The sequence below is a fragment of the Microbacterium sp. ET2 genome, assembly GCF_030347395.1.
In the GTDB taxonomy this organism is placed as follows: domain Bacteria; phylum Actinomycetota; class Actinomycetes; order Actinomycetales; family Microbacteriaceae; genus Microbacterium; species Microbacterium albipurpureum.
The window spans coordinates 1420415-1440221 of sequence record NZ_CP128170.1; the positions used below are offsets into that span (position 1 = coordinate 1420415).

The following is a 19807-nucleotide window of genomic DNA, read 5'->3' on the forward strand; positions in this document are numbered from 1 at the left end:
TCATCGATATGGAAGGTTCCGGGATGACACTCCTCGACCTCGCCCCGCGCACGCGCACGACGCCGCGGCTGGCCACACTCCCCGTCGCCATCATCGGCGCCGGCCCGATCGGACTCGCCGCCGCAGCCCACCTGGCCGAGCGCGGCATCGCGTTCGAGGTCTACGAGGCCGGGTCCGCACCCGCTTCCGGCGTTCGACTCTGGGGACACACCCGCCTGTTCTCTCCTTGGCGCCACCTCATCGACCCGACGGCGCAGCGTCTGCTCGAACGCCACGGCTGGGCGTCTCCCACCGACCTCGACATCGCTCCGACGGGTCACGAACTCGCCGACCTGGTGCTGGAGCCGCTTGCCGCACTCGACGAGATCGCTCCGCACGTGCAGTACGGCACCCGGGTGGTGGCCGTCACCCGCGAGGGCATGGACCGGACGCGCACCGCGGGCCGCGCCGACGCCCCCTTCCTCCTGCGCGTCGACCGCGGCGGTGAGATCGTCGACCTCACCGCCCGCGCGGTGATCGACGCCTCAGGCACGTACACGACGCCGAACCCGCTCGCCTCCTCCGGCCTCGACCCCCTCGGTGCCGCTGAGGTATCCGACCGCATCCTGCACGCCCTTCCCGACGTGAACGGTCGGGATCGCGCTCGGTTCGCCGGCCGCGACGTCACGGTCGTGGGCGCCGGGCACTCCGCGGCGAACACCCTGATCGCCCTGGCGGCCCTGGCCGACGAAGAGCCCGACACCCGCGTGACGTGGCTCATCCGCAACGCCGGCGCCGTCCGCGTCACCACCTCCCCCGACGACGAGCTCGCCGACCGGGCGCGCCTGGGGTCGCGGGTCGACGCGCTCGTCGACACCGGCCGCATCCGCCGCGTCGACTCGTTCGAGATCTCGCGGGTCGCTCCCCACGACGGCGGCGTCCGGCTGCTCGGCACCCGCCGCGGCGACCCTGCGCACCACGACACCGACCTCGTCCTCGCCGCCACGGGGTTCCGTCCCGACCTCGACATGCTCCGCGAGATCCGCCTCGACCTCGACGAGATCGTCGAAGCACCCGCACGTCTCGCCCCGCTCATCGATCCGAATGTCCACACGTGCGGCACGGTCGAGCCTCACGGATTCGCCGAGCTGCGGCATCCCGAACCCGGCTTCTTCCTCGCGGGCATGAAGTCCTACGGCCGTGCGCCGACGTTCCTCCTCGCGACCGGCTACGAGCAGGTGCGCTCGATCGTCGCGTGGATGGCCGGCGACATGGCCGCGGCGACCACCGTCGCCCTCGCCCTGCCGTCCACCGGAGTGTGCTCGACCGACCTCGGAGGTTCGTGCTGCTGATGGTCTCGGTGCGCGCGATGACGGCGGAGGACTGGCCGCGCGTCGAGGCGATCCTCGGAGAGGGCATCGCCGAGGGCGAAGCCACCTTCGAAAGCACGGTCCCGTCGTGGCAGCAGTTCGACGCCGGCAAGATCGCCCATCCACGCTTCGTCGCAGAACTCGACGGCAGAGTGGTCGGATGGGTGGCCGCGTCGCGCGTCTCCGCGCGCGAGGTGTACCGGGGCGTCATCGAGCACTCGGTGTACGTCGACTCCCGCGCCCGGGGCCGCGGGATCGGCGCCGCTCTGCTCCGGGCGTTTCTGAATGCCGCCGACGAGGCCGGGTTCTGGACGGTGCAGTCGAGCATCTTCCCCGAGAACGTCGCGAGCCTGCGGTTGCACGAGCGGGCCGGATTCCGCGTCGTCGGCACCCGCGAGCGGATCGCACAGTCGACGAACGGCCCGCACGCCGGCCAGTGGCGGTCGACGGTGTTCCTCGAGCGTCGGTCATCCGAGAACGGCATCTGAGGACCGCCAGCGCATAGACTTCCGTCTATGGGTACGGGGACGGATGACGCGGGGCTGACCCTCCTCGCCGACCCCACGCGCGCACGGATCGTGCGGATGATGCGGGACAGCACGGATGGACGCGTGCTCGTCGGGCGGCTCGCCGAGGCGCTGGGCCTGCGTCAGCCCACGGTCAGCCACCACATGGCCGCACTTCACGCCGAGGGCATCGTGCGGCGAGAGAAGGAAGGCCGGCGCGTCTGGTACTCGCTCGACGCCGCGCAGGAAGACCGCGTCAGCGCTCTCCTCGGCCCGGCGACACCGGCGGGCGACGCCGACCTGTCGCGCGTCGTCGACGACCTGACGGCCCGCTATCGCGGCGTGTTCAGCCCCGAGACCGTCGCACGCTACGTCACCGACAGTCATCGTATGCTCACGGCGGCCGGGCGGCCCGCGCTCGAAGCCTCGCGCACGGCTTCCTTCGCGGCATCCCGGCTCGATGACCTGACCCGGATCGAGGGTCACGCGCCCGATCGGCCTTCGGTGCTGTTCGTGTGCGTGCAGAACGCCGGGCGTTCGCAGATCGCCGCCGGCATCCTCCGCCAGCTCGCCGGCGACCGGGTCATCGTTCGGACGGCCGGGTCTGCTCCCGCCGCCGACGTGCGCTCCTCGATCGTTCATGCCCTCGACGAGATCGGGGTGCCGATCGGCGGCGAATTCCCGAAGCCGCTCAGCGACGAGGCGGTGCGTGCCGCGGACTGGGTCATCACGATGGGCTGCGGCGACGCGTGCCCGGTCTACCCCGGTCGCCGCTACCTCGACTGGGACCTCGAAGACCCCGTCGGCAAGCCCGCCGCGACCGTGCGCCGCATCCGCGACGACATCGAATCGCGCGTGCGCGACCTTCTTCCGGAGCTCGTGGAGACATCCGTCTAGAAGATTCATAGATCACGGTCTATGCTTTTCTCATCCGCGAAGAAAGGGAGGACCGGATGTCCGCCAAGCCCACCGTCCTGTTCGTCTGCGTCCACAACGCCGGAAGGTCGCAGATGGCGGCCGGCTTCCTCCGCGAGCTGGGGGGCGACCGCATCGAGGTGCTCTCGGCCGGATCCGAGCCGAAGGATCAGATCAACCCCGTGGCCGTCGAGGCGATGGCCGAGGAAGGCATCGACATCGCGGGCCAGCAGCCCAAGATCCTGACCGTCGAGGCTGTGAAGGAGTCCGACGTCGTCATCACGATGGGATGCGGCGACGCCTGCCCGATCTTCCCCGGCAAGCGCTACGAGGACTGGGAGCTGGAAGACCCCGCCGGTCAGGGCATCGACTCCGTCCGCCGCATCCGTGACGACATCCGGGGCCGGATCGAGAACCTGGTCGCGGAACTCGTCCCGGCGAGCGCGTCATGAGCGTCGCGTCCGGGATGCACGGGCTGCTGTCCAACGAGGCGGTCCTCCACCGCGCCGCGCAGCGCCTCGCGCAGAGCTTCACCGGCATGGTGAACGAAGAGACCGTCGAACGGGTGGTCTTCGAGTCGTACGCGGCGCTCGCTCGGACGGCGACGGTGTCCAGCCACCTCCCGAGCGTCACCGAGAAGTTCGCGCGCGACCGGCTGACAGCGCTCGCGCAGTCGAAGGGCCTCATTGCGAAGCCTGTTCCTGAGATCCTCTACGTCTGCGTGCAGAACTCGGGGCGCTCGCAGATGGCCGCCGCTCTCACCCGCCACCTCGCCGGGGAGCGCGTCCACGTGCGATCGGCCGGATCTCAGCCTGCCGCGGAGATCAACGCCCAGGTCGTCGCGGTGCTGGCCGAGATCGGCGTCGAGGTCGGCGACGAATTCCCCAAGCCCCTCACCGACGACGTCGTGCGCGCCGCCGACGCCGTGGTCACGATGGGATGCGGCGACGCCTGCCCGCTCTACCCCGGCAAGCGCTACCTCGACTGGCAGCTCGCCGACCCGGCCGAGCTCGACCTCGAGGGCGTCCGCGCAGTGCGCGACGACGTGCGCGCCCACGTCGAGCAGCTGCTCGGCGAGCTCGCGCCCGGTCTCACGGCGACCTCGGCGTGACCACCGAACTGCCCGACACCGCACCCGGACCTGCGCCGACGGTCGACGGGGCGCCGCCTGCCGTATGGCGGCGCGCCCTGGCGGAGTTCCTCGGCACCGGGCTCCTCGTCGCTGTCGTCGTGGGCTCGGGCATCGCGGCGCAGCGGTTGTCCGCCGACGTCGGCCTGCAGCTCCTGGAGAACTCCCTCGCCACCGCCCTCGGCCTCGGGGTCCTCATCGTGCTGTTCGCACCGGTCTCGGGCGCCCACTTCAACCCGGTCGTCTCGCTCACCGATGCGCTCCTCGGCCGCGCCGACCGATCCGGCCTGCGCGCCCGCACGCTCGGCGTCTACCTGCTGGCGCAGGCGGCCGGCGGAATCGGGGGTGCGATCCTCGCGAACGCGACGTTCGACGTCACGACGTCGATCTCCACGACAGACCGGGCCACTCCGGCGACCCTCCTCGCCGAGGTCGTCGCGACGGCTGGCCTGGTGATGCTCATCGCAGGGCTCACGCGGACACAGCGGTCCATCCCCGTGATCGCGGCAGCCGTCGGCGCCTACATCGGTGCGGCGTACTGGTTCACCAGCTCCACGTCCTTCGCCAACCCTGCCGTGACCCTCGGACGAGTCTTCACCGACACGTTCGCGGGCATCGCACCGGTGTCGGCGATGTGGTTCGTCGGCGCGCAGCTCGTGGGCGCGATCGTGGCGGGGGGCCTTGTCATCCTGCTCTTTCCCGCCGCCGAGCCCCGGGCCGCAACCGCGTCGCACACGCGGTGATCCAGCGTCCTTCGGTTCGCGGTCGATATCTCGACCGCGGGGGCGTCGATCACCGCCGCACGAGCTACGGCGTGTCGAAAGGCGACGGCCCCAGTTCATCGAGAAGCTGCGCCATCTTGGCGTAGGCGCGGTTGCGGTACGCGACGAGCTCGGCGATCCGTTCCGGCTCGATGTCGCGGAACCCCGAGCCGGTCTTCGTGCCGAGCTGCCCGGCAGCGACCCGCCCCGCCAGGATCTCCGGCGTCGCGAAGCGCTCCGGAAACGTGCCCTGGAGCGAGGCGTAGCAGAATGCGTACACGTCGAGGCCCGCCATGTCGGCGATCGCGAACGGCCCGAAGAACGGCAGGCGGAACCCGAAAGTCGATCGGACGACGGCGTCGATGTCCTCCGGCGTGGCCACGCCCTCCTCGACCAGCTGCGTCGCCTCGTGGAAGAGCGCGTACTGCAGACGGTTCAAGACGAACCCCGTGACATCCTTCACGCGCGCCGGCACCTTGCCCGACCCGGCGATGAGCTCCTCGGCCACCCGGATGGCTGCCTCCTCCGTACCCGCGTGCGGGATGATCTCCACCCCCGGCACGAACGGTGCGGGGTTGGAGAAGTGCACGCCGAGGAACCGCTCGGGGCGGGTGACCGCCTCGGCGAGGGCGGCGATGGAGATGGTCGAGGTGTTGCTGCCGATCACGGCCGACGCCGGCGCGGCAGCCGAGATGCGTCGGAGCGTCTCGTGCTTGATCTCGATGCGTTCGGGCACCGCCTCCTCGACGACGTCGGCGTCCGCGACGGCGACCTCGATGCTCTCCGCCGCCGAGATGCGCGAGGTGATGGTGTCGGTCGCGCCGAGCGTGAACAGACCCTGCTCCTCGAACTGCGCCGTCTCGGTGCGGATGCGCTCGAGGTTCGCCGCGGCGATCTCGGCCGTGACGTCGGAGATCACGACGTCGTGCCCGCCGAGGGCGAACACCTGCGCCATCCCTCCGCCCATGTAGCCGCTGCCGACGATCGCGATGCGGCTCATGCGCTCACCTCACGGTCGTAGGCGTCGATCGCGGCGACCTTCGTCGCCGAGGCGGATGACGGATCGAAGCGGTAATCGAGCCACTCGCGGACGAGACGCTTGGCGAGCTCCAGTCCGATGACGCGCTGACCCATCGTCAGCACCTGGGCGTTGTTGCTCAGAACGGAGCGCTCGACCGAGTAGCTGTCGTGCGCGGTGACGGCCCGCACTCCCGGCACCTTATTCGCCGAAATGGCCACACCGAGGCCGGTCCCGCAGATGAGCAGGGCCCGATCGGCCTCGCCCTCCGCGATACGCCGGGCGGCTTCGACCGCGACGTGGGGGTAGTCCGTGTGCTCGTCGCCGCCGACGCCGACGTCGGTCACGACGGCGACGCGGTCATCCGCCTCGAGCAGCTCCTTGAGAGCTGTCTTGTATTCGTAGCCGGCGTCGTCGCTTCCGACGACGATCCGCAGGGTGTCGGTCATCACTGTTCCTTCCGGGATGTCTCGTCCTGCCCGGCGGTGCGGGCGATGGCGATGGCGATGAGGGCGAGCGAGGTTGCTCCCGCGTCGGGGTGGCCCACGCTCTTCTCGGCGAGTGGTCGCGCACGACCGAGCTTGGGGCGGAGGGCCGCTGTCTCCTCCGCCGCGGTCGAGGCGGCCCCCGCCGCCGCCAGCAACGCCGCAGCGGCAGAGTCGCCCGCTCCCAGGCGCTCCTCGAGCGTGCGGACGTACGGGTCGAGCGCGTCGACCATGGTCTTGTCGCCGACCGTCGCGCCACCGCGCGAGGTGACGGCGTCGAGCGCTGCGCGGGCGGCCGCGGCGAGCGCCGCACGGCCGTCGACGCTCTCGTCATCGAGCGCGCGCCCGATCGCCGCGAGCATCGCGCCCCAGAGCGCCCCCGACGTGCCTCCCGCCTTCTCGCTCCACGCATCTCCGGCGGTGGTGAGCATGGGCGACAGGCCGATCGACGGGTCGGCCGCCGTGTGCGCGGCATCGATGCCCGTGCGCATCCCGACACCGTGGTCGCCGTCACCGGCGATCGCGTCGATGCGACCGAGCTCGGCTTCGTTCTCATGGATGACCGCGCGCGCGGCCTCGAGGTAGGTGAGCGCCGCCTCCGCGGCGGCACGCGACCAGTCCGACGCAGCGGCGACCTCGGCAGCGTCCCCCGCCGCGGCGACCTCCTCCTGCTCGTCGACCGGCGCGACCGGGTCGATGGCCCCCTTGCGGTACGCGGGCGTGTACGCCGGCGCGCTCCACAGCGGCTCGAGCTCCTCGTCGAGCCACAGCAGGGTCACGGATGCCCCCGCCATGTCGAGACTCGTGACCAGTTCACCGACCTCCGGCTCGACCACCGTCACGCCCGCATCCCGCAGACGTGCGGCGACGTCGCCGAAGAGGACGAAGAGCTCCTCGTACTTCACCGAACCGAGGCCGTTGACGATGACCGCTGCTCGGTCGCCGCGGGGTTCGGGAACGTCGGCCAGCAGCTCGTCGATGAGGATGCCGGCGAGCTCGACGGAACTCGTGCGGGGCACATCTCGGATTCCGGGTTCGCCGTGGATGCCGAGACCGACCGACATCATCCCCTCGGGCACGGTGAAGAGCGGTTCGTCCGCGCCCGGGAACGTGCACCCGCCGAAGGCGACGCCGAGGGTCCGCGTGCGGTGGTTGGCGTGGCGGGCGAGCCGCTCCACCTCATCGATGTCGTCACCCCGCTCCGCCGCCGCACCCGCGACCTTGAACACGACGAAGTCGCCGGCGATGCCCCGACGCTTGTCGATCTCGTCGATCGGGGCGCTGGCGATGTCGTCGGTGCAGAGCACCGTGCGGGCGTCGATGCCCTCGGCGCGCAGCCGCTCCTCGGCCTCGCCGAAGTGCAGCACGTCGCCGGCGTAGTTGCCGAAGCTGAACAGCACCCCGCCGCCCCGGTGCGCGGCCTTCGCCACCCGGTACGCCTGCCCGGCCGACGGCGAGGTGAAGATGTTGCCGCACACGGCACCGGCCGCGAGCCCCTGCCCGACGACGCCCGCGAACGCGGGATAGTGGCCCGAGCCGCCACCGACCACCAGCGCTACGCTCCCCCGCGGTGCCGGCGCCGCGCGCACGACACCCCCGTCGACAGCCCGAACGAGGCCCGGGTGGGCCGCCGCGAACCCCGCGAGCGCCTCGGAGACGAAATCGGACGGATCGTTGTGGATTCTGGTCATGATGCACCTCTCCGTGCGTGGCCGATCTGTCGCACCCGGCTGTCGCCGCGCGTGTAGCCCGGGCGCTTGGGCAGCACGTGGCGTCGCAGGTAGTCGCGGTTGTCCGCGCAGACCGTCAGTCCGTCGCCGCCGTAGTTCTCTACGCAGATGACGCCCTGGAACCCCTGCTCGATCGCGTACCGGAATGCCCGGCGGTAGTCGATGAGGCCGTACGCCATGGGCGCGGGCACCGCGGTGTACAGGTCGCGCGCGACATCCTCATCTCGGGCGTAGTTCTTCACATGCCAAAAATTCGCGTAGGGGAGGGTCTTCTCCACGACCTCCCACCACGGTTCGATCGGCCGGTGGAGGCGCACGAGGTTGCCGATGTCGGGGTTCAGCCCGACGTTGTCCATGCCGATGTCGGTGACGAGGCGCACCGCGGAGTCGGCTGTGCCGAGAAAGGTGTCTTCGTACATCTCCAGCGAGACGAGGATGCCGAGATCGGCGGCGTGACGGCCCAATTCCCGCAACCGCGCGACCGCGGTCTCCCAGTCCGCCGGATCGTCGCGATGACCCTCGACGGTCCAGAACCACAGCTGCGCCTGCTGCGCGGGGGTCAGTGCCTGGTGGAGGCCGAACGAGACGGTCTCGATCCCCAGCGCGGCGGCGGCGTCGAGCGTGCGGTGGCTGTAAGCCAAGTTCGCTTCACCGCGTTCTCGGTCGATGACACTGCACCGGATGGCGGAGACGGATGTCGGGACGACGCCCTCCGCTGCCGCCACCGCAGCGAAATCGGCGAGACCGCGCGCGTCGAGATCGCCCACGCGAAGCCAGGAGTCGGTCAGGTCGATGCGATCGAAACCGGCGTCGGCGACCTCGACGAGCACTTCCCGCCAGACCTCGGGGCCCGCCTCCGTGACGGAACGTCCGTCGGCGGTGCGCCCGGAGAAGGGCAGCGCGGCGGCGGCGATGGGCCAGTCTTCGGCGAGGAAGTCGGTCATCCTGCGTCTCCTTCGGTGGGCTCGTGCGTGATCGGGACGATCTCGACCGGCGTGACGAGCACCGGCTCCTCGACGACGCGACCGGGTCCGTCGATGGTCAGCTCGGCGATACCGGAGGTGTCGGTGAGCGACAGACCCGCGACGAGTTCGATCCGGCCGGGTTCGACGATGCGGCGACGTTCGAGACCGGTGAACGAGAAGCGGTCGGCGTGGACGTCGAACCGCACGGCAGCGGCATCTCCGGGTGCGAGGTGCACCCGCGCGTACCCCACCAGCTGGCGGACCGGTCGCGTCACCTGCGCCACGGGGTCGGCGGCATACAGCTGAACGACCGTGGCGCCGGCACGCTCTCCGGTGTTGCGCACCTCGACGCTCGCGCGCACGCGACCGTCGGCGGTGATGCGCTCGGTATCGAGCTGCACGTCTCCGAGCGCGAACGACGTGTACGACAGACCGTGCCCGAACGGGAAGGCGGGGGCGATCGAGAGGTTGCTGATGCGGTCGCCGTCCTGCCCGAGCGGCGGCGCGAGGTAGGTGTGCGGGAGGGCATCACCGGTCCGCGGGATCTGCACCGGCAGGTGCCCGCTGGGGTTGACCGCGCCCGCGAGCACCCCGGCGAGCGCCGTCGCACCCTCGATCCCGGGCATGAAGGCCTGCACGATGGCGGCGGCACGGCCGGCGTACGCCCCGAGCGCGTAGGGCCGGCCCGACATCACGACGAGCACCACCGGCGTCCCCGTCGCCAGCACGGCCTCGACGAGCCGTCCCTGCTCACCGGGGAGATCGAGGTCAGGCGCATCCGACCCCTCGCCCGAAGTGCCCCGGCCGAACATACCGGCACGGTCACCGACGACGGCGATCACCACATCAGCGGATGCCGCGGCCTCGACGGCGCGCGCGATCGCGGCGTCGTCGGCGGGTTCCGTGAGAGGGACGCCCGGCTCGACGTGGAGCTCGGCGCCGGGGAACGCGTTCCGGAGCGCCTCGGGGATCGTGACCGCGTCGACGCCGAGGCCCATCTCGGGGTGCCGGGGCATCACGTGGATCGGGTAGGAGTAGGCGCCCATCATGGCGCGGGGATCGTCGGCGATCGGACCGACCACGGCGATCCGACGCACCGAGGACTCCAGGGGAAGGACGCCCAGACTGTTGTCGAGCAGGATGACGGACTCCTCCGCCAGCCGACGGGCGATGTCGCGGTTGCGCGGACTGTCGAGATCGACGTCTGCCGGCTCGGGCGGCGCCCACCCGGCGTCGAGGAGGCCGAGCTCGAGCTTCTGGTGCAGCACGCGGCGCACCGCGGTGTCGATGTCGGACGCCGTGCGGGCGGCGTCGGGGTCATCGTCGTGGAGGAGGCGGTAGGCGGCGATGTCGGGGAGTTCGACGTCGATGCCGGCGTGGAGCGCGAGCCGACCGGCATCCGCCATCGTCTCGGCGACCTGATGCTTCGACTTCAGAAACGCGACCGCCCAGTAATCCGACACGACAGTACCCGCGAAGCCCCACTCGTCGCGGAGCAGGTCGGTGAGGAGCCACCGGTCGGCGGCCGCCGGCACGCGATCGAGCTCGGTGTACGAGTTCATGACGCTCGCCGCCCCGCCGACCCGCACCGCCATCTCGAAGGGCGGCAGGACGAGGTCGCGCAACTCGCGCTCCCCGAGCGATACGGGAGCGTGATTGCGTCCGCCGCGGGAGGTGGCGTGGCCGGCGAAGTGCTTGAGCGTCGCGATGATGCCGCTGTGCTGCAGGCCCTGGACATAGGCGGTCGCGAGTGTGCCGACGACGTAGGGGTCTTCGCCGAGGGTCTCCTCCACGCGACCCCACCGGTAGTCGGTGACGACGTCGAGCACGGGGGAGAGACCGTGGTGTGCGCCGACCGCGCGCATGTCCGCACCGATCGCGGCTGCCATCTCGCGCACGAGGTCGGCGTCGAAGGTCGCCGCCCACGCCATCGAGGCGGGATAGACCGTCGCGCCGTACGTCGTGAAGCCGGTCAGGCACTCCTCGTGGACGACCGCCGGAATGCCCAGACGTGTCTTCTCACGCAGGTGACGCTGGGCGTCCTGCACCTTCTGCATGCCCTCGCGGGCAGTCACGGGCGTCACCCCGAACACGCGGGTGAGATGACCGATCCCGTCACGCACCGCCTCGTCGAATGGGGGCCGGCCACGCGACAGCACATCCTGCATCGGCGCGATGAGCTGCGTCGAATCCCGTGTATCGGCCCAGTAGCCGCCGAGCTGAGCGATCTTCTCGTCGTCCGTCATCGTGGCAAGCAGCGCCTCGATCCGGGTGGACGCATCGAGGGACGGATCAGCCCATTGCGGCCGTTCCGCCCGGCTCGTTGTCCCAGGTGGGACATCCGTCACATCCGTCATCCTTGACTCCCGCATTTGTCGCGCATAACAACAATTGGCGCTTCTAGGTTATCGCGAATCTGTACAACGTTGTCAGAGTGAAGGAGCCGCTGATCGGACGTCACGTCCGCTTAGGGACCTCAGTCGCTCGCGCCGTCGCTCGCGAACCCTCGGCGGAATCGGCGAGCAGACGCATCGATGTGGCGGCGCATGGCGTAGGCGGCGGCGTCGGGATCGCGCGCACCGATGGCGTCGATGATCGCCTGATGCTCGTCGATGGCCTCAGAGGTCACCTGCGCCGAATTGGAAAGCCGGAAGAGGTGGACGTGCGGATGCAGGCGCGCCAGCGAGTCGCGGATGTATTCATTGCGGCCGCCGGCAGCGATGGCGTCATGCAGTTGAGCGTCGATCTGCGAGAAGCGCGCGTAGGACGCGGGGGCGGAACCGTCTCGCTCGTCATCCAGGCGTCGCATCTCGCGCGCCAAGACGGCGAGCTCGTCGAGCTCGGCAGGCGTCATCCGCTCTGCCGCACGCCGCGAGGCTGCCGGCTCGAGGAGAAGACGCACCTCGACCATGTCCTCGAACTGCTCCCGCGTGATCTTCGGACGCACGCGGTATCCCGAGAGATGGTGCCGTACGACGATGCCCTCGGCGTCGAGCCGGTGCAGCGCCTCGCGCACCGGAGTCTGCGACACGCCGAACTCCCGCGCGATTGCGTCGATCGTCAGGCGATCCCCCGGACCGAGATCGGAGTGCAGGATGCGCGAGAGGATCGCCGCGTACAGCTCCGCTCCCATCGGCGGCCGCGCACCCCCCGCCTCGCGGACGGCGGACGACGTCCTGGTGTCGCCTTCGACCATCGGCTCCCCTTCCGTGCCATGGAGCACCGGCATTCGGATCCTATCTGATCTTGCCGCGACGTGGGCGACTTCTCGTCGCCGATCGACGGCAGCACACCACCCGTGCCCCTGGGGAAGGTGGGGAGGGACAAGGCGGACTGACAGATTTCGCGACTTTTGTTGCGGACGTTGACATTCCCCGCGAGGTCCGTCTAGCTTTGCGGAATCAGATCGGATCGGATCAACGGAGATTTCATGTACGCCGCTTTTCGCGCACCCGGAGAGATCATCTTCGGACCCGGCCAGCGACGAGCCATCCCCGCCCAGGCCGCTCTCCACGGAACGAGGGCCTTCATCGTGGCCGACGCGTTCCTCGCCGAGAGTCCGCTGCTGACGGAGTTGGGCGTCGGGCTCGACGCCGCCGGCGTGGCGTGGGAGGTCTTTACGCAGGTCGTCCCCGAGCTCCCGACGCACGCCATCAGCGCCGCATCGGCGGCAGCAGGAGCGTTCGGCGCCGATGTCTTCATCGCAATGGGCGGTGGGAGCAGCATCGACACGGCCAAGATGGCCGCCGTCCTTCTGGCCCACGGCGGCGAGGTCTCGGACTACTACGGCGAGCGCCGCGTGCCGGGTCCCGTCGCCCCGATCATCGCAGCCCCGACGACGGCCGGAACCGGCTCGGAGGTCACGCCTGTGGCGGTCGTGACGGACACTCGGCGGGAGTCGAAGGTGGGCGTCTCCAGCCCTTACCTGATCCCGTCGGTCGCCGTCTGCGACCCCGAGATGACCCTCACCTGCCCTGCCGGGGTGACTGCCGCGTCGGGCGCCGACGCGCTGTGCCATGCGATCGAGTCGTACACCGCGGTCAAGGGCCGCGGTGAACCCACGGACGCGGGACGCGTGTTCATGGGGTCCAGCCTGTTGACGGACACCCTCGCGCTCGAAGCCATTCGGCGGATCGCCCAGGGATTGCCGCGCGCCTATCGGGAGCCGGGCGATCTGGACTCCCGCGCGCAGACCCTCTATGGGTCCCTGCTTGCCGGCCTTGCGTTCGGCACGGCGGGCACCGCGGCGGCGCACGCCCTGCAATACCCCATCGGAGCGGTCACTCGCACTCCGCACGGCGTCGGGGTCGGCCTCCTGCTTCCCTTCGTCATGGAATTCAATCGGTCGGTCCGCGAGGCGGAGCTTGCTGACGTCGCCGCGGCGCTCGGAGCCGGCCCGGCATCTCCCGCCGATCTGGCCCGGCAAGCCCCCGTCCTCGTTCGCGACATCATGCGCCAGATCGGCATCCCCGATTCCCTCGCGGAACTGGGCTTTCCCGAGGACCGCCTGGACTGGGCCGCAGTGGAGGGTGTCAAGGCCCAGCGACTGGCTGAGAACAACCCGGTACCCCTCACCGTCGAGGCAGCACGCCAGATCCTCGATGCCGCGTTCTTCGGAGTTCGCACACCCGCACCCGAGCAGACAGCCGGAGGCCGCCGATGACCCTCACCGCGCACGCACACTTCGATGTGATCGATCCGGCCGACGAATCGATTATCAGCGCAGTCCCCGACCACGGCCCTGCCGACGCAGACCACGCCGTCGAGGCGGCGCGCTCTGCGGCGCCGGCCTGGCGCGCACTTTCCAGCAGGGAGCGCAGCGACGTCCTGCTGCGCGCATTCGACATCATGATGTCGCGCAGGGACGAGCTCGCTGCGCTGATCTCCCGCGAGAACGGAAAGGCGCGAGCGGATGCGCTGGCCGAGGTCACCTACGCCGCGGAGTACTTCCGGTGGTACGCCGAAGAGGCGGTGCGGGTACGGGGTGAGCATTTCGACAACCCGACCGGATCGACGAAGGTCCTGGTATCTCACGAGCCGGTGGGTATCTGCGTCCTCGTGACGCCGTGGAACTTCCCCGCAGCGATGGCGACACGCAAGATCGGCCCGGCGCTCGCCGTCGGCTGCACCGCGATCCTGAAGCCGGCCGCCGAGACGCCGCTCACCGCCTTGGCGATCGCGGACATCCTGGAGGAGGCCGGACTCCCCGACGGTGTGCTCACGGTCCTCACGACGCGCTCGGCCGGACCGCTGGTCGACCGGCTCCTCGAGCACGATGACGTGCGGATGCTGTCGTTCACCGGTTCCACCGAAGTCGGCCGCCACCTGCTCGAACGTGCATCGCGTCGCGTCCTCCGCACGGCGATGGAGCTCGGAGGGAACGCGCCGTTCCTCGTCCTGGGCGACACCGACGTCGATGCAGCCGTGGACGGGGCGCTTCTGGCCAAGATGCGCAACGGCGGACAGGCGTGCACGGCAGCGAATCGCTTCTATGTGCACGACAGCATCTATGACGCCTTCGCCGATGCGCTCACCGAGCGGATGCGCAGTCTGCACGTCGGCCCCGCGAGCGACGCGACCGTCGACGTCGGTCCCCTCGTCAATGCCAAGAGCGTGAGCAAAGTGCGCGAACTGGTCGAGGACGCCGTCCAGCGCGGGGCCCGGGTGCTCACCGGCGGCGAGGCCCCCGACGGCCCCGGGTTCTTCTATCCGCCGACGGTGCTGGCCGACGTCCCCGCAGACGCGCGGATCCTGCACGAGGAGGTCTTCGGGCCGGTCGCGCCGCTCGTGCGCTTCTCGTCCGAGGACGAAGCCGTCGCTGCGGCCAACGCCACCATCTACGGCCTCGTCTCCTACCTCTACACCGACGACCTGCGGAAGGGACTCGCGATCGCCGGACGCCTGGAATCGGGAATGGTCGCCCTGAACCGGGGTCTGGTCTCCGATCCGGCGGCTCCCTTCGGGGGCGTGAAGGAGAGCGGCATCGGCCGCGAAGGTTCCACCGAAGGACTGCACGAATACCTGGAGACGAAGTACGTCGCGACCAACTGGTGAGGTCGCCGAGGTCCACACCGAAGGAAGGCAACAAGCCCATGGAATACGAAGAAATCAAGAAGCTGTACGACGGCCTGCGCGTCTCCGACGTCCGGGACGGCATGGACTGGATCGGACTGTTCAGCAAGGGCAGCGTGTCCCGCGACATCCGACCGCTGTTCGACGGAGCCCGTCTGTGCGGCCCCGCCCTGACGGTCCGGCTCGTCGCGTCGCACGATCAGGCACCGCCCATCTCGCCCGACGAGTACACCGAATGGGCACGCAATCACTGGTACAAGATCAAGCACATCGAGCCCTACGTCAGCGACATCGTCCAGGGCGACGTGGTCGTCATCGAGGCCCCCTACCTGGGCGTCGGTCAGCTCGGCTCCTGGAACACCCTGAACTTCTTCCTCAACGGCGCGCAGGGCGTCGTCAGCTCCGGCGGTGTCCGAGACACCGACGAATGCCGACTGCAGCAGGTGCCGATCTTCACCCAGTTCATCGGCCAGTCCATGACCCAGGGGCGCATCGAGTACCTCGAGCACAACACGCCGATCACGATCGGCGGCCAGCGGGTCAACCCCCGCGACCTCGTCGTGGGTGACGGCGACGGCGTGATCATCGTGCCCGAGGACCGGATCGAAGAGGTCGCGAAGTACGCCCGCCAAGAGGCGGTCAACGACAAGCGCGGCCGCCGAAAGATGTACGAGCAGCTCGGCTGGGCGCTGGACGACACCGTCCAGGTCGACTGAGCGGACGCGGCGAGCGCGGATTCGAAGGAGAAACCATGCGGGTCGGATTCATCGGACTGGGAGACATCGGCATGCCGATGGCCCAGCGCCTCGTCGACAGCGGCTTCGACGTCGTCGGGTCGGACCTGTCGGAGGACAAGTGCGCTCAGCTCCGGAAGGAGGGCGCCTCGATCGCCACAAGCCTCGATGACTTTTCGGACTGCGCCGTCGTCGGACTCGCCGTCCCCGACGACCAGACCGTCGAGAGCCTCCTCGTCGAGGACGGTCTGGTCCGGGTCCTGTCGTCAGCGTCCGTTCTCATCCACAGCACGGTGCTGCCGGTGACTGTGGACAAGCTCGCCGAGATGTCGGCTGACGGGGGCGTGCGTGTCTCGGACGCCCCCGTCAGCGGCGGCGCCGCGCGGGCACGCGACGGGTCGCTCACCATCATGGTCGGAGGCGAGCCGACCCCAGACGCTCAGAAGTACCTCGACGCGCTGGGCACGACGGTCAAATGCGGCCGCCCCGGGGCCGGAGCGGCTGTCAAACTCGCCAACCAGCTCTCCATGCTCGCCGCGCTGGAAGCGCTGTACGAGGGCCTGGCCCTCACGGACGCGTACGACGTGGACCCGGGTGTGGTGCTGAAAACGCTTCAGACCTCCACCGGCGACAGCTGGACGGCGCGGAACTGGGGGTTCTTCGACGACCTCGCCGCGAACTACGATCGCGCCGGTGTCGAGGTCCGCTATCGCCCGTGGAGCAAGGACCTGTGGGACGTGGTCGCCGCCGCGCGCGCAGCCGGCACGTCCGCGCCGCTGGCAGCCCTGCTCTCCCAGACACTCGCCGACGCCGTCGAGCGGCACGCACAGGAAGCGAAGGGACGATGACGGTCCAGCCCGCGATCATCGAGCAACTGCCCGAGCAGGGCTCCTTCGGCTCCGACAGTCTCGCGCCGGATCCTGAACGACGCCGCGCCATGAAGCGCAACCGCCTACGGAACACGCTGTCGGCGTACGGGTTCCTGACGCCGTGGTTCATCGGCATGATCGTCATCACGCTGGGGCCGATCATCGCCTCGCTGTACTTGTCCTTCACCCGGTACGACCTCATCGGGACACCGGACTGGATCGGGGTGGACAATTACGTCCGACTGTTCGAGCGTGACCCTCGTTTCCTGAAGTCCGTCGGGGTCACCATCATGTACACGCTGCTGAGCGTGCCCGGCATCCTGGTGTTCTCGCTCCTGCTCGCGCTCTTCCTCAACCGGGGCCTGCGGTTCCTCGGCGTGTACCGGGCGCTCTTCTACATCCCGTCACTCCTCGGCAGCAGCGTCGCGATCGCCGTACTCTGGCTCCAGGTCTTCGGCTCCAACGGCATCTTCAACGCCGCGCTGAGCATCTTCGGCATCGACGGACGCAGCTGGGTGGGTAATCCCGATACGGCTCTCTACACGATCGTCGCATTGGCGATCTGGACGTTCGGCAGCACCATGGTGATCTTCCTCGCGGGTCTGCGGCAGATCCCGGCGTCGTACTACGAGGCTGCGCAGATCGACGGCGCCAACCGTTGGCAGCAGTTCTGGTCGATCACCTTCCCACACCTCACGCCGGTCATCTTCTTCAACGGGCTCCTGGTGATCGTCAACTCGCTGCAGTCCTTCACCCCGGCGTACGTCATCAGCGGCGGCACCGGCCAGCCGGCCGACTCGCTGCTGCTCTATACCGTCTACCTCTACCAAAAGGGCTTCGTGGACTTCCAGATGGGGTACGCATCGGCCATGGCATGGGTGCTGCTCCTGGCGCTGGGACTCATCACCGGGGGCCTGTTCTGGAGTGCGCGCTACTGGGTGTTCTACGGGGAGGACTCATGACCATCGACACCAACACCTACGCGATCACCACGCGCGGCGACCGTCACCGCCGGCGCCCGCGGTTCCTGCCGACGCGACCGACCCGAAGCAGAGTCCTCTCGGCCTGGGCGCGCCACGCGGTCACGATTGCCGTCCTGGTGATCATGCTCTACCCGGTGGTCTGGATGGTGGATGCCTCGTTCCGCCCGAATTCCGAAATCGGCCGATCTCTGCTGCCGTTCACGGGCTCCTTCACCCTCGAGAACTACGCCGCGGGCTTCACCGCATCGACGACGCTGAACTTCGGCGTGTTCTTCGTCAATTCGTTCATCATCGCGGCACTTGCCGTCGTCGGAAACCTGTTCGCGGCCACGCTCACCGGCTTCGCATTCGCGCGACTGGACTTCCCGTTCAAACGGACACTGTTCGCACTACTGATGGTCACCCTTCTTCTCCCGTACCAAGTGACGATCGTTCCGCAGTACATCCTCTTCAACGAGCTGGGCTGGCTGAACACGTACCTGCCGCTCATCGTGCCGAAGTTCCTCGCGACCGACGCGTTCTTCATCTTCCTCACCATCCAGTTCATCCGCGGACTCCCGAGAGACCTCGATGAGGCGGCGCGACTGGACGGGTGCGGGAATTTCGGCATCTTCCGACGCATCATCCTTCCGCTCCTGGGTCCGGCGATCGCCACCACGGCGATGTTCACCTTCATCGCGACCTGGAACGACTTCCTCGGCCCGCGGCTCTACATTTCCGACACTGCCCGATACACCGTCCCGCAAGGGCTGGTGCAGTTCGTGGACTCGACCGGCGAGTCCTCGCTCGGCGCTCTCTTCGCGATGGCCACGCTGTCCATCGCGCCGCTCATCGGCTTCTTCCTCGCGGCGCAGCGTCTGCTCACTCAAGGGATCGCCACCACCGGCCTGAAATGACTCCGACTCTGACGACGACGTCCCCCAACACCCGATACAGAAAGAGAGAACCATGAAGCAGCAGCTTCGGTACCTGGCGGTCGCCACGGCGGCGTCCGCGACTATCCTCGGACTGAGCGCCTGCGGAGGCGGCAGCGGCGGCGAAGCTGCCGCTCCCGAGGCGACCGGCGAAGTCGCCGGCGAGATCCAGTACTCCTGGTGGGGCGGTCCCGCCCGAAACGAGAAGACGCAGGCCGTCATCGACCTGTACCAGGAGGCCAACCCGGATGTGACGGTCAACGGCACCACGGCGGAGTTCGCCGCCTACTTCGAGACCGCCAGCGTCCAGGCCGCCGGCGACAACCTCCCCTGCGTGCCCCAGATGCAGAACCGTCTGATGGCCGACTACGCCGACCGTGGCGCGCTGCGTCCGCTCGACGATCTCGTCGAGAACGGGACGATCGACGTCTCGGCCATCCCGGAGAGCGTGCTCGACAGCGGACGAGGCTCCGACGGGCAGCTCTACATGATCCCCTACGGCGCTGCGTTCGGCTCCCTCCTGGTGAACACCACCATGGTCGAGGATGCCGGTCTTCCGCTGCCCCCGGAGGAGTACGACTGGGAGTGGCTCGCCGGATGGTTCGGCGATGTGACCGAGGCCACCGGCGCGCCCGCGACGGGGATCGTCGGAAACCAGCAGGACGTTCTCGAAGCGTGGCTGCGAAGCCACGACGCCGACTTCTACGACGAAGGCAGCGTCGGGTTCACGGCGGAGGACGTCGAGGCGTTCTGGGACTATTCGCTCGACCTCCAGGAGAACGGCTACTCCATCTCCGCCGAGCGCGCCTCCGAGACCACGGGACTGCCGCTCGAGCAGAACGACTTCAGCCAGGGAACGCAAGCCACCGTGTTCTGGCCGGCGAACGGTCTCGGCACGGCCCAGGCCACGATCGATCAGGTCGCGCCAGGCAACGTCCTGCAGGCGTTTCCGCTCCCCACGGGCCCCTCCGGCAACGGCAGCGCCTTCTGGCTGTCGGGCCTGTCGATCTCCGCGAACTGCGACAACGTCGCCACGGCTGCGGACTTCATCGACTTCTTCGTCAACGACGAGGAGGCGGCACTGGTGTACGCATCGGACAACGGCGCCAACACGCAGACGGAGAACCTGCAGGCGCTCCTGGACAGCCCTGACACCTCGGAGGCGAAGAGGGCCGAGCTCGAGCTCTACCAGACCCTCGCCGACGCCGGCGTCGCGCCCACCGTGTACGGCACGGGCTACGCGACGCTGTTCCAGCAGGCGGTGACCCGGTACTACCAGCAGGTCTCCTTCGATCAGCTCAGCGTCGAAGAAGCCGCGGAGCAGTTCACCACCGAGGCCCAGGACACCATCGGTTGACGACGCCGGGGGCCGGTGAG

The 19807-nt window shown here is 69.2% G+C and carries 19 protein-coding genes; 13 read left to right on the top strand and 6 right to left on the bottom strand.

Annotation, left to right across the window (positions count from 1 at the left end; all coding sequences use genetic code 11):
• Positions 1-23: 23 nt before the first annotated feature.
• From QSU92_RS06905 to QSU92_RS06930, 6 genes are read left to right on the top strand one after another with little or no spacing between them, the layout of a single operon-like run.
• Complete coding sequence (locus QSU92_RS06905) at positions 24-1331, top strand: NAD(P)-binding domain-containing protein (protein WP_289265434.1); 1308 nt, start codon at positions 24-26, stop codon at positions 1329-1331.
• Positions 1331-1837: a GNAT family N-acetyltransferase gene (locus tag QSU92_RS06910; RefSeq protein ID WP_289265841.1), complete on the top strand. Its 507-nt coding sequence runs from the start codon at positions 1331-1333 to the stop codon at positions 1835-1837. Before QSU92_RS06905 ends, QSU92_RS06910 begins: the two co-directional genes overlap by 1 nt.
• A 27-nt stretch (positions 1838-1864) precedes the next feature.
• Positions 1865-2752: a metalloregulator ArsR/SmtB family transcription factor gene (locus QSU92_RS06915; RefSeq protein WP_289265435.1), complete on the top strand. Its 888-nt coding sequence runs from the start codon at positions 1865-1867 to the stop codon at positions 2750-2752.
• A gap of 56 nt (positions 2753-2808) precedes the next feature.
• Positions 2809-3222 carry an arsenate reductase ArsC gene (locus tag QSU92_RS06920; RefSeq protein ID WP_289265436.1) on the top strand — a complete coding sequence of 138 codons (414 nt, stop codon included), beginning with the start codon at positions 2809-2811 and terminating at the stop codon, positions 3220-3222.
• On the top strand, positions 3219-3881 hold the full coding sequence (locus QSU92_RS06925; protein WP_289265437.1) for an arsenate reductase ArsC: 663 nt from the start codon (positions 3219-3221) through the stop codon (positions 3879-3881). The genes QSU92_RS06920 and QSU92_RS06925 overlap by 4 nt, the downstream gene beginning before the upstream one ends.
• Positions 3878-4642, top strand: a complete 765-nt coding sequence (locus QSU92_RS06930) for an aquaporin (RefSeq protein WP_289265438.1) — start codon at positions 3878-3880, stop codon at positions 4640-4642. Before QSU92_RS06925 ends, QSU92_RS06930 begins: the two co-directional genes overlap by 4 nt.
• Positions 4643-4706: 64 nt before the next feature.
• Here QSU92_RS06930 and QSU92_RS06935 read toward each other — a convergent pair whose 3' ends face one another.
• From QSU92_RS06935 to QSU92_RS06960, 6 genes are all read right to left on the bottom strand, one after another.
• Positions 4707-5660, bottom strand: a complete 954-nt coding sequence (locus QSU92_RS06935; RefSeq protein ID WP_289265439.1) for a 3-hydroxyacyl-CoA dehydrogenase family protein — start codon at positions 5658-5660, stop codon at positions 4707-4709.
• Positions 5657-6127, bottom strand: coding sequence for a ribose-5-phosphate isomerase (locus QSU92_RS06940; RefSeq protein ID WP_289265440.1), 471 nt, complete (start codon positions 6125-6127; stop codon positions 5657-5659). The genes QSU92_RS06935 and QSU92_RS06940 overlap by 4 nt, the downstream gene beginning before the upstream one ends.
• Positions 6127-7854: a dihydroxyacetone kinase family protein gene (locus QSU92_RS06945; RefSeq protein ID WP_289265441.1), complete on the bottom strand. Its 1728-nt coding sequence runs from the start codon at positions 7852-7854 to the stop codon at positions 6127-6129. Before QSU92_RS06945 ends, QSU92_RS06940 begins: the two co-directional genes overlap by 1 nt.
• Entirely contained in the window at positions 7851-8837 is a 987-nt protein-coding gene (locus tag QSU92_RS06950; protein WP_289265442.1) for a sugar phosphate isomerase/epimerase family protein, read from the bottom strand. Before QSU92_RS06950 ends, QSU92_RS06945 begins: the two co-directional genes overlap by 4 nt.
• A complete protein-coding gene (locus QSU92_RS06955; RefSeq protein ID WP_289265443.1) occupies positions 8834-11104 on the bottom strand; it encodes a glycoside hydrolase family 3 N-terminal domain-containing protein in 2271 nt (756 codons plus the stop codon). Before QSU92_RS06955 ends, QSU92_RS06950 begins: the two co-directional genes overlap by 4 nt.
• A 230-nt stretch (positions 11105-11334) precedes the next feature.
• Positions 11335-12054 (bottom strand): GntR family transcriptional regulator, encoded by a 720-nt coding sequence (locus tag QSU92_RS06960; protein ID WP_289265444.1) that lies wholly within the window; start codon positions 12052-12054, stop codon positions 11335-11337.
• Between the two features lie 234 nt (positions 12055-12288).
• On the opposite strand from QSU92_RS06960, the gene QSU92_RS06965 reads away from it, so the two are divergent.
• The 7 genes from QSU92_RS06965 to QSU92_RS06995 are packed head-to-tail and all read left to right on the top strand — an operon-like array spanning position 12289 to position 19787.
• Positions 12289-13521, top strand: coding sequence for an iron-containing alcohol dehydrogenase (locus QSU92_RS06965; protein ID WP_289265445.1), 1233 nt, complete (start codon positions 12289-12291; stop codon positions 13519-13521).
• Positions 13518-14912 (top strand): NAD-dependent succinate-semialdehyde dehydrogenase, encoded by a 1395-nt coding sequence (locus QSU92_RS06970; RefSeq protein WP_289265446.1) that lies wholly within the window; start codon positions 13518-13520, stop codon positions 14910-14912. Before QSU92_RS06965 ends, QSU92_RS06970 begins: the two co-directional genes overlap by 4 nt.
• 38 nt (positions 14913-14950) lie before the next feature.
• Positions 14951-15646: an RraA family protein gene (locus tag QSU92_RS06975; RefSeq protein WP_289265447.1), complete on the top strand. Its 696-nt coding sequence runs from the start codon at positions 14951-14953 to the stop codon at positions 15644-15646.
• Between the two features lie 35 nt (positions 15647-15681).
• Complete coding sequence (locus QSU92_RS06980) at positions 15682-16512, top strand: NAD(P)-dependent oxidoreductase (RefSeq protein WP_289265448.1); 831 nt, start codon at positions 15682-15684, stop codon at positions 16510-16512.
• Positions 16509-17495 carry a carbohydrate ABC transporter permease gene (locus tag QSU92_RS06985; RefSeq protein WP_289265449.1) on the top strand — a complete coding sequence of 329 codons (987 nt, stop codon included), beginning with the start codon at positions 16509-16511 and terminating at the stop codon, positions 17493-17495. The genes QSU92_RS06980 and QSU92_RS06985 overlap by 4 nt, the downstream gene beginning before the upstream one ends.
• Positions 17492-18412 (top strand): carbohydrate ABC transporter permease, encoded by a 921-nt coding sequence (locus QSU92_RS06990; RefSeq protein ID WP_289265450.1) that lies wholly within the window; start codon positions 17492-17494, stop codon positions 18410-18412. Before QSU92_RS06985 ends, QSU92_RS06990 begins: the two co-directional genes overlap by 4 nt.
• A gap of 52 nt (positions 18413-18464) precedes the next feature.
• Positions 18465-19787 (top strand): ABC transporter substrate-binding protein, encoded by a 1323-nt coding sequence (locus QSU92_RS06995; RefSeq protein ID WP_289265451.1) that lies wholly within the window; start codon positions 18465-18467, stop codon positions 19785-19787.
• The last annotated feature ends 20 nt before the right edge of the window (positions 19788-19807 follow it).

Excerpts from the sequence above, each read along its gene's own strand:
- QSU92_RS06905 (WP_289265434.1), top strand. The coding sequence starts at position 24 with ATGACACTCCTCGACCTCGCCCCGCGCACGCGCACGACGCCGCGGCTG.
- QSU92_RS06910 (WP_289265841.1), top strand. The coding sequence starts at position 1,331 with ATGGTCTCGGTGCGCGCGATGACGGCGGAGGACTGGCCGCGCGTCGAG.
- QSU92_RS06915 (WP_289265435.1), top strand. The coding sequence starts at position 1,865 with ATGGGTACGGGGACGGATGACGCGGGGCTGACCCTCCTCGCCGACCCC.
- QSU92_RS06920 (WP_289265436.1), top strand. The coding sequence starts at position 2,809 with ATGTCCGCCAAGCCCACCGTCCTGTTCGTCTGCGTCCACAACGCCGGA.
- QSU92_RS06925 (WP_289265437.1), top strand. The coding sequence starts at position 3,219 with ATGAGCGTCGCGTCCGGGATGCACGGGCTGCTGTCCAACGAGGCGGTC.
- QSU92_RS06935 (WP_289265439.1), bottom strand. The coding sequence starts at position 5,660 with ATGAGCCGCATCGCGATCGTCGGCAGCGGCTACATGGGCGGAGGGATG.
- QSU92_RS06940 (WP_289265440.1), bottom strand. The coding sequence starts at position 6,127 with ATGACCGACACCCTGCGGATCGTCGTCGGAAGCGACGACGCCGGCTAC.
- QSU92_RS06945 (WP_289265441.1), bottom strand. The coding sequence starts at position 7,854 with ATGACCAGAATCCACAACGATCCGTCCGATTTCGTCTCCGAGGCGCTC.
- QSU92_RS06950 (WP_289265442.1), bottom strand. The coding sequence starts at position 8,837 with ATGACCGACTTCCTCGCCGAAGACTGGCCCATCGCCGCCGCCGCGCTG.
- QSU92_RS06955 (WP_289265443.1), bottom strand. The coding sequence starts at position 11,104 with ATGACGGACGACGAGAAGATCGCTCAGCTCGGCGGCTACTGGGCCGAT.
- QSU92_RS06960 (WP_289265444.1), bottom strand. The coding sequence starts at position 12,054 with ATGGTCGAAGGCGACACCAGGACGTCGTCCGCCGTCCGCGAGGCGGGG.
- QSU92_RS06965 (WP_289265445.1), top strand. The coding sequence starts at position 12,289 with ATGTACGCCGCTTTTCGCGCACCCGGAGAGATCATCTTCGGACCCGGC.
- QSU92_RS06970 (WP_289265446.1), top strand. The coding sequence starts at position 13,518 with ATGACCCTCACCGCGCACGCACACTTCGATGTGATCGATCCGGCCGAC.
- QSU92_RS06975 (WP_289265447.1), top strand. The coding sequence starts at position 14,951 with ATGGAATACGAAGAAATCAAGAAGCTGTACGACGGCCTGCGCGTCTCC.
- QSU92_RS06980 (WP_289265448.1), top strand. The coding sequence starts at position 15,682 with ATGCGGGTCGGATTCATCGGACTGGGAGACATCGGCATGCCGATGGCC.
- QSU92_RS06985 (WP_289265449.1), top strand. The coding sequence starts at position 16,509 with ATGACGGTCCAGCCCGCGATCATCGAGCAACTGCCCGAGCAGGGCTCC.
- QSU92_RS06990 (WP_289265450.1), top strand. The coding sequence starts at position 17,492 with ATGACCATCGACACCAACACCTACGCGATCACCACGCGCGGCGACCGT.
- QSU92_RS06995 (WP_289265451.1), top strand. The coding sequence starts at position 18,465 with ATGAAGCAGCAGCTTCGGTACCTGGCGGTCGCCACGGCGGCGTCCGCG.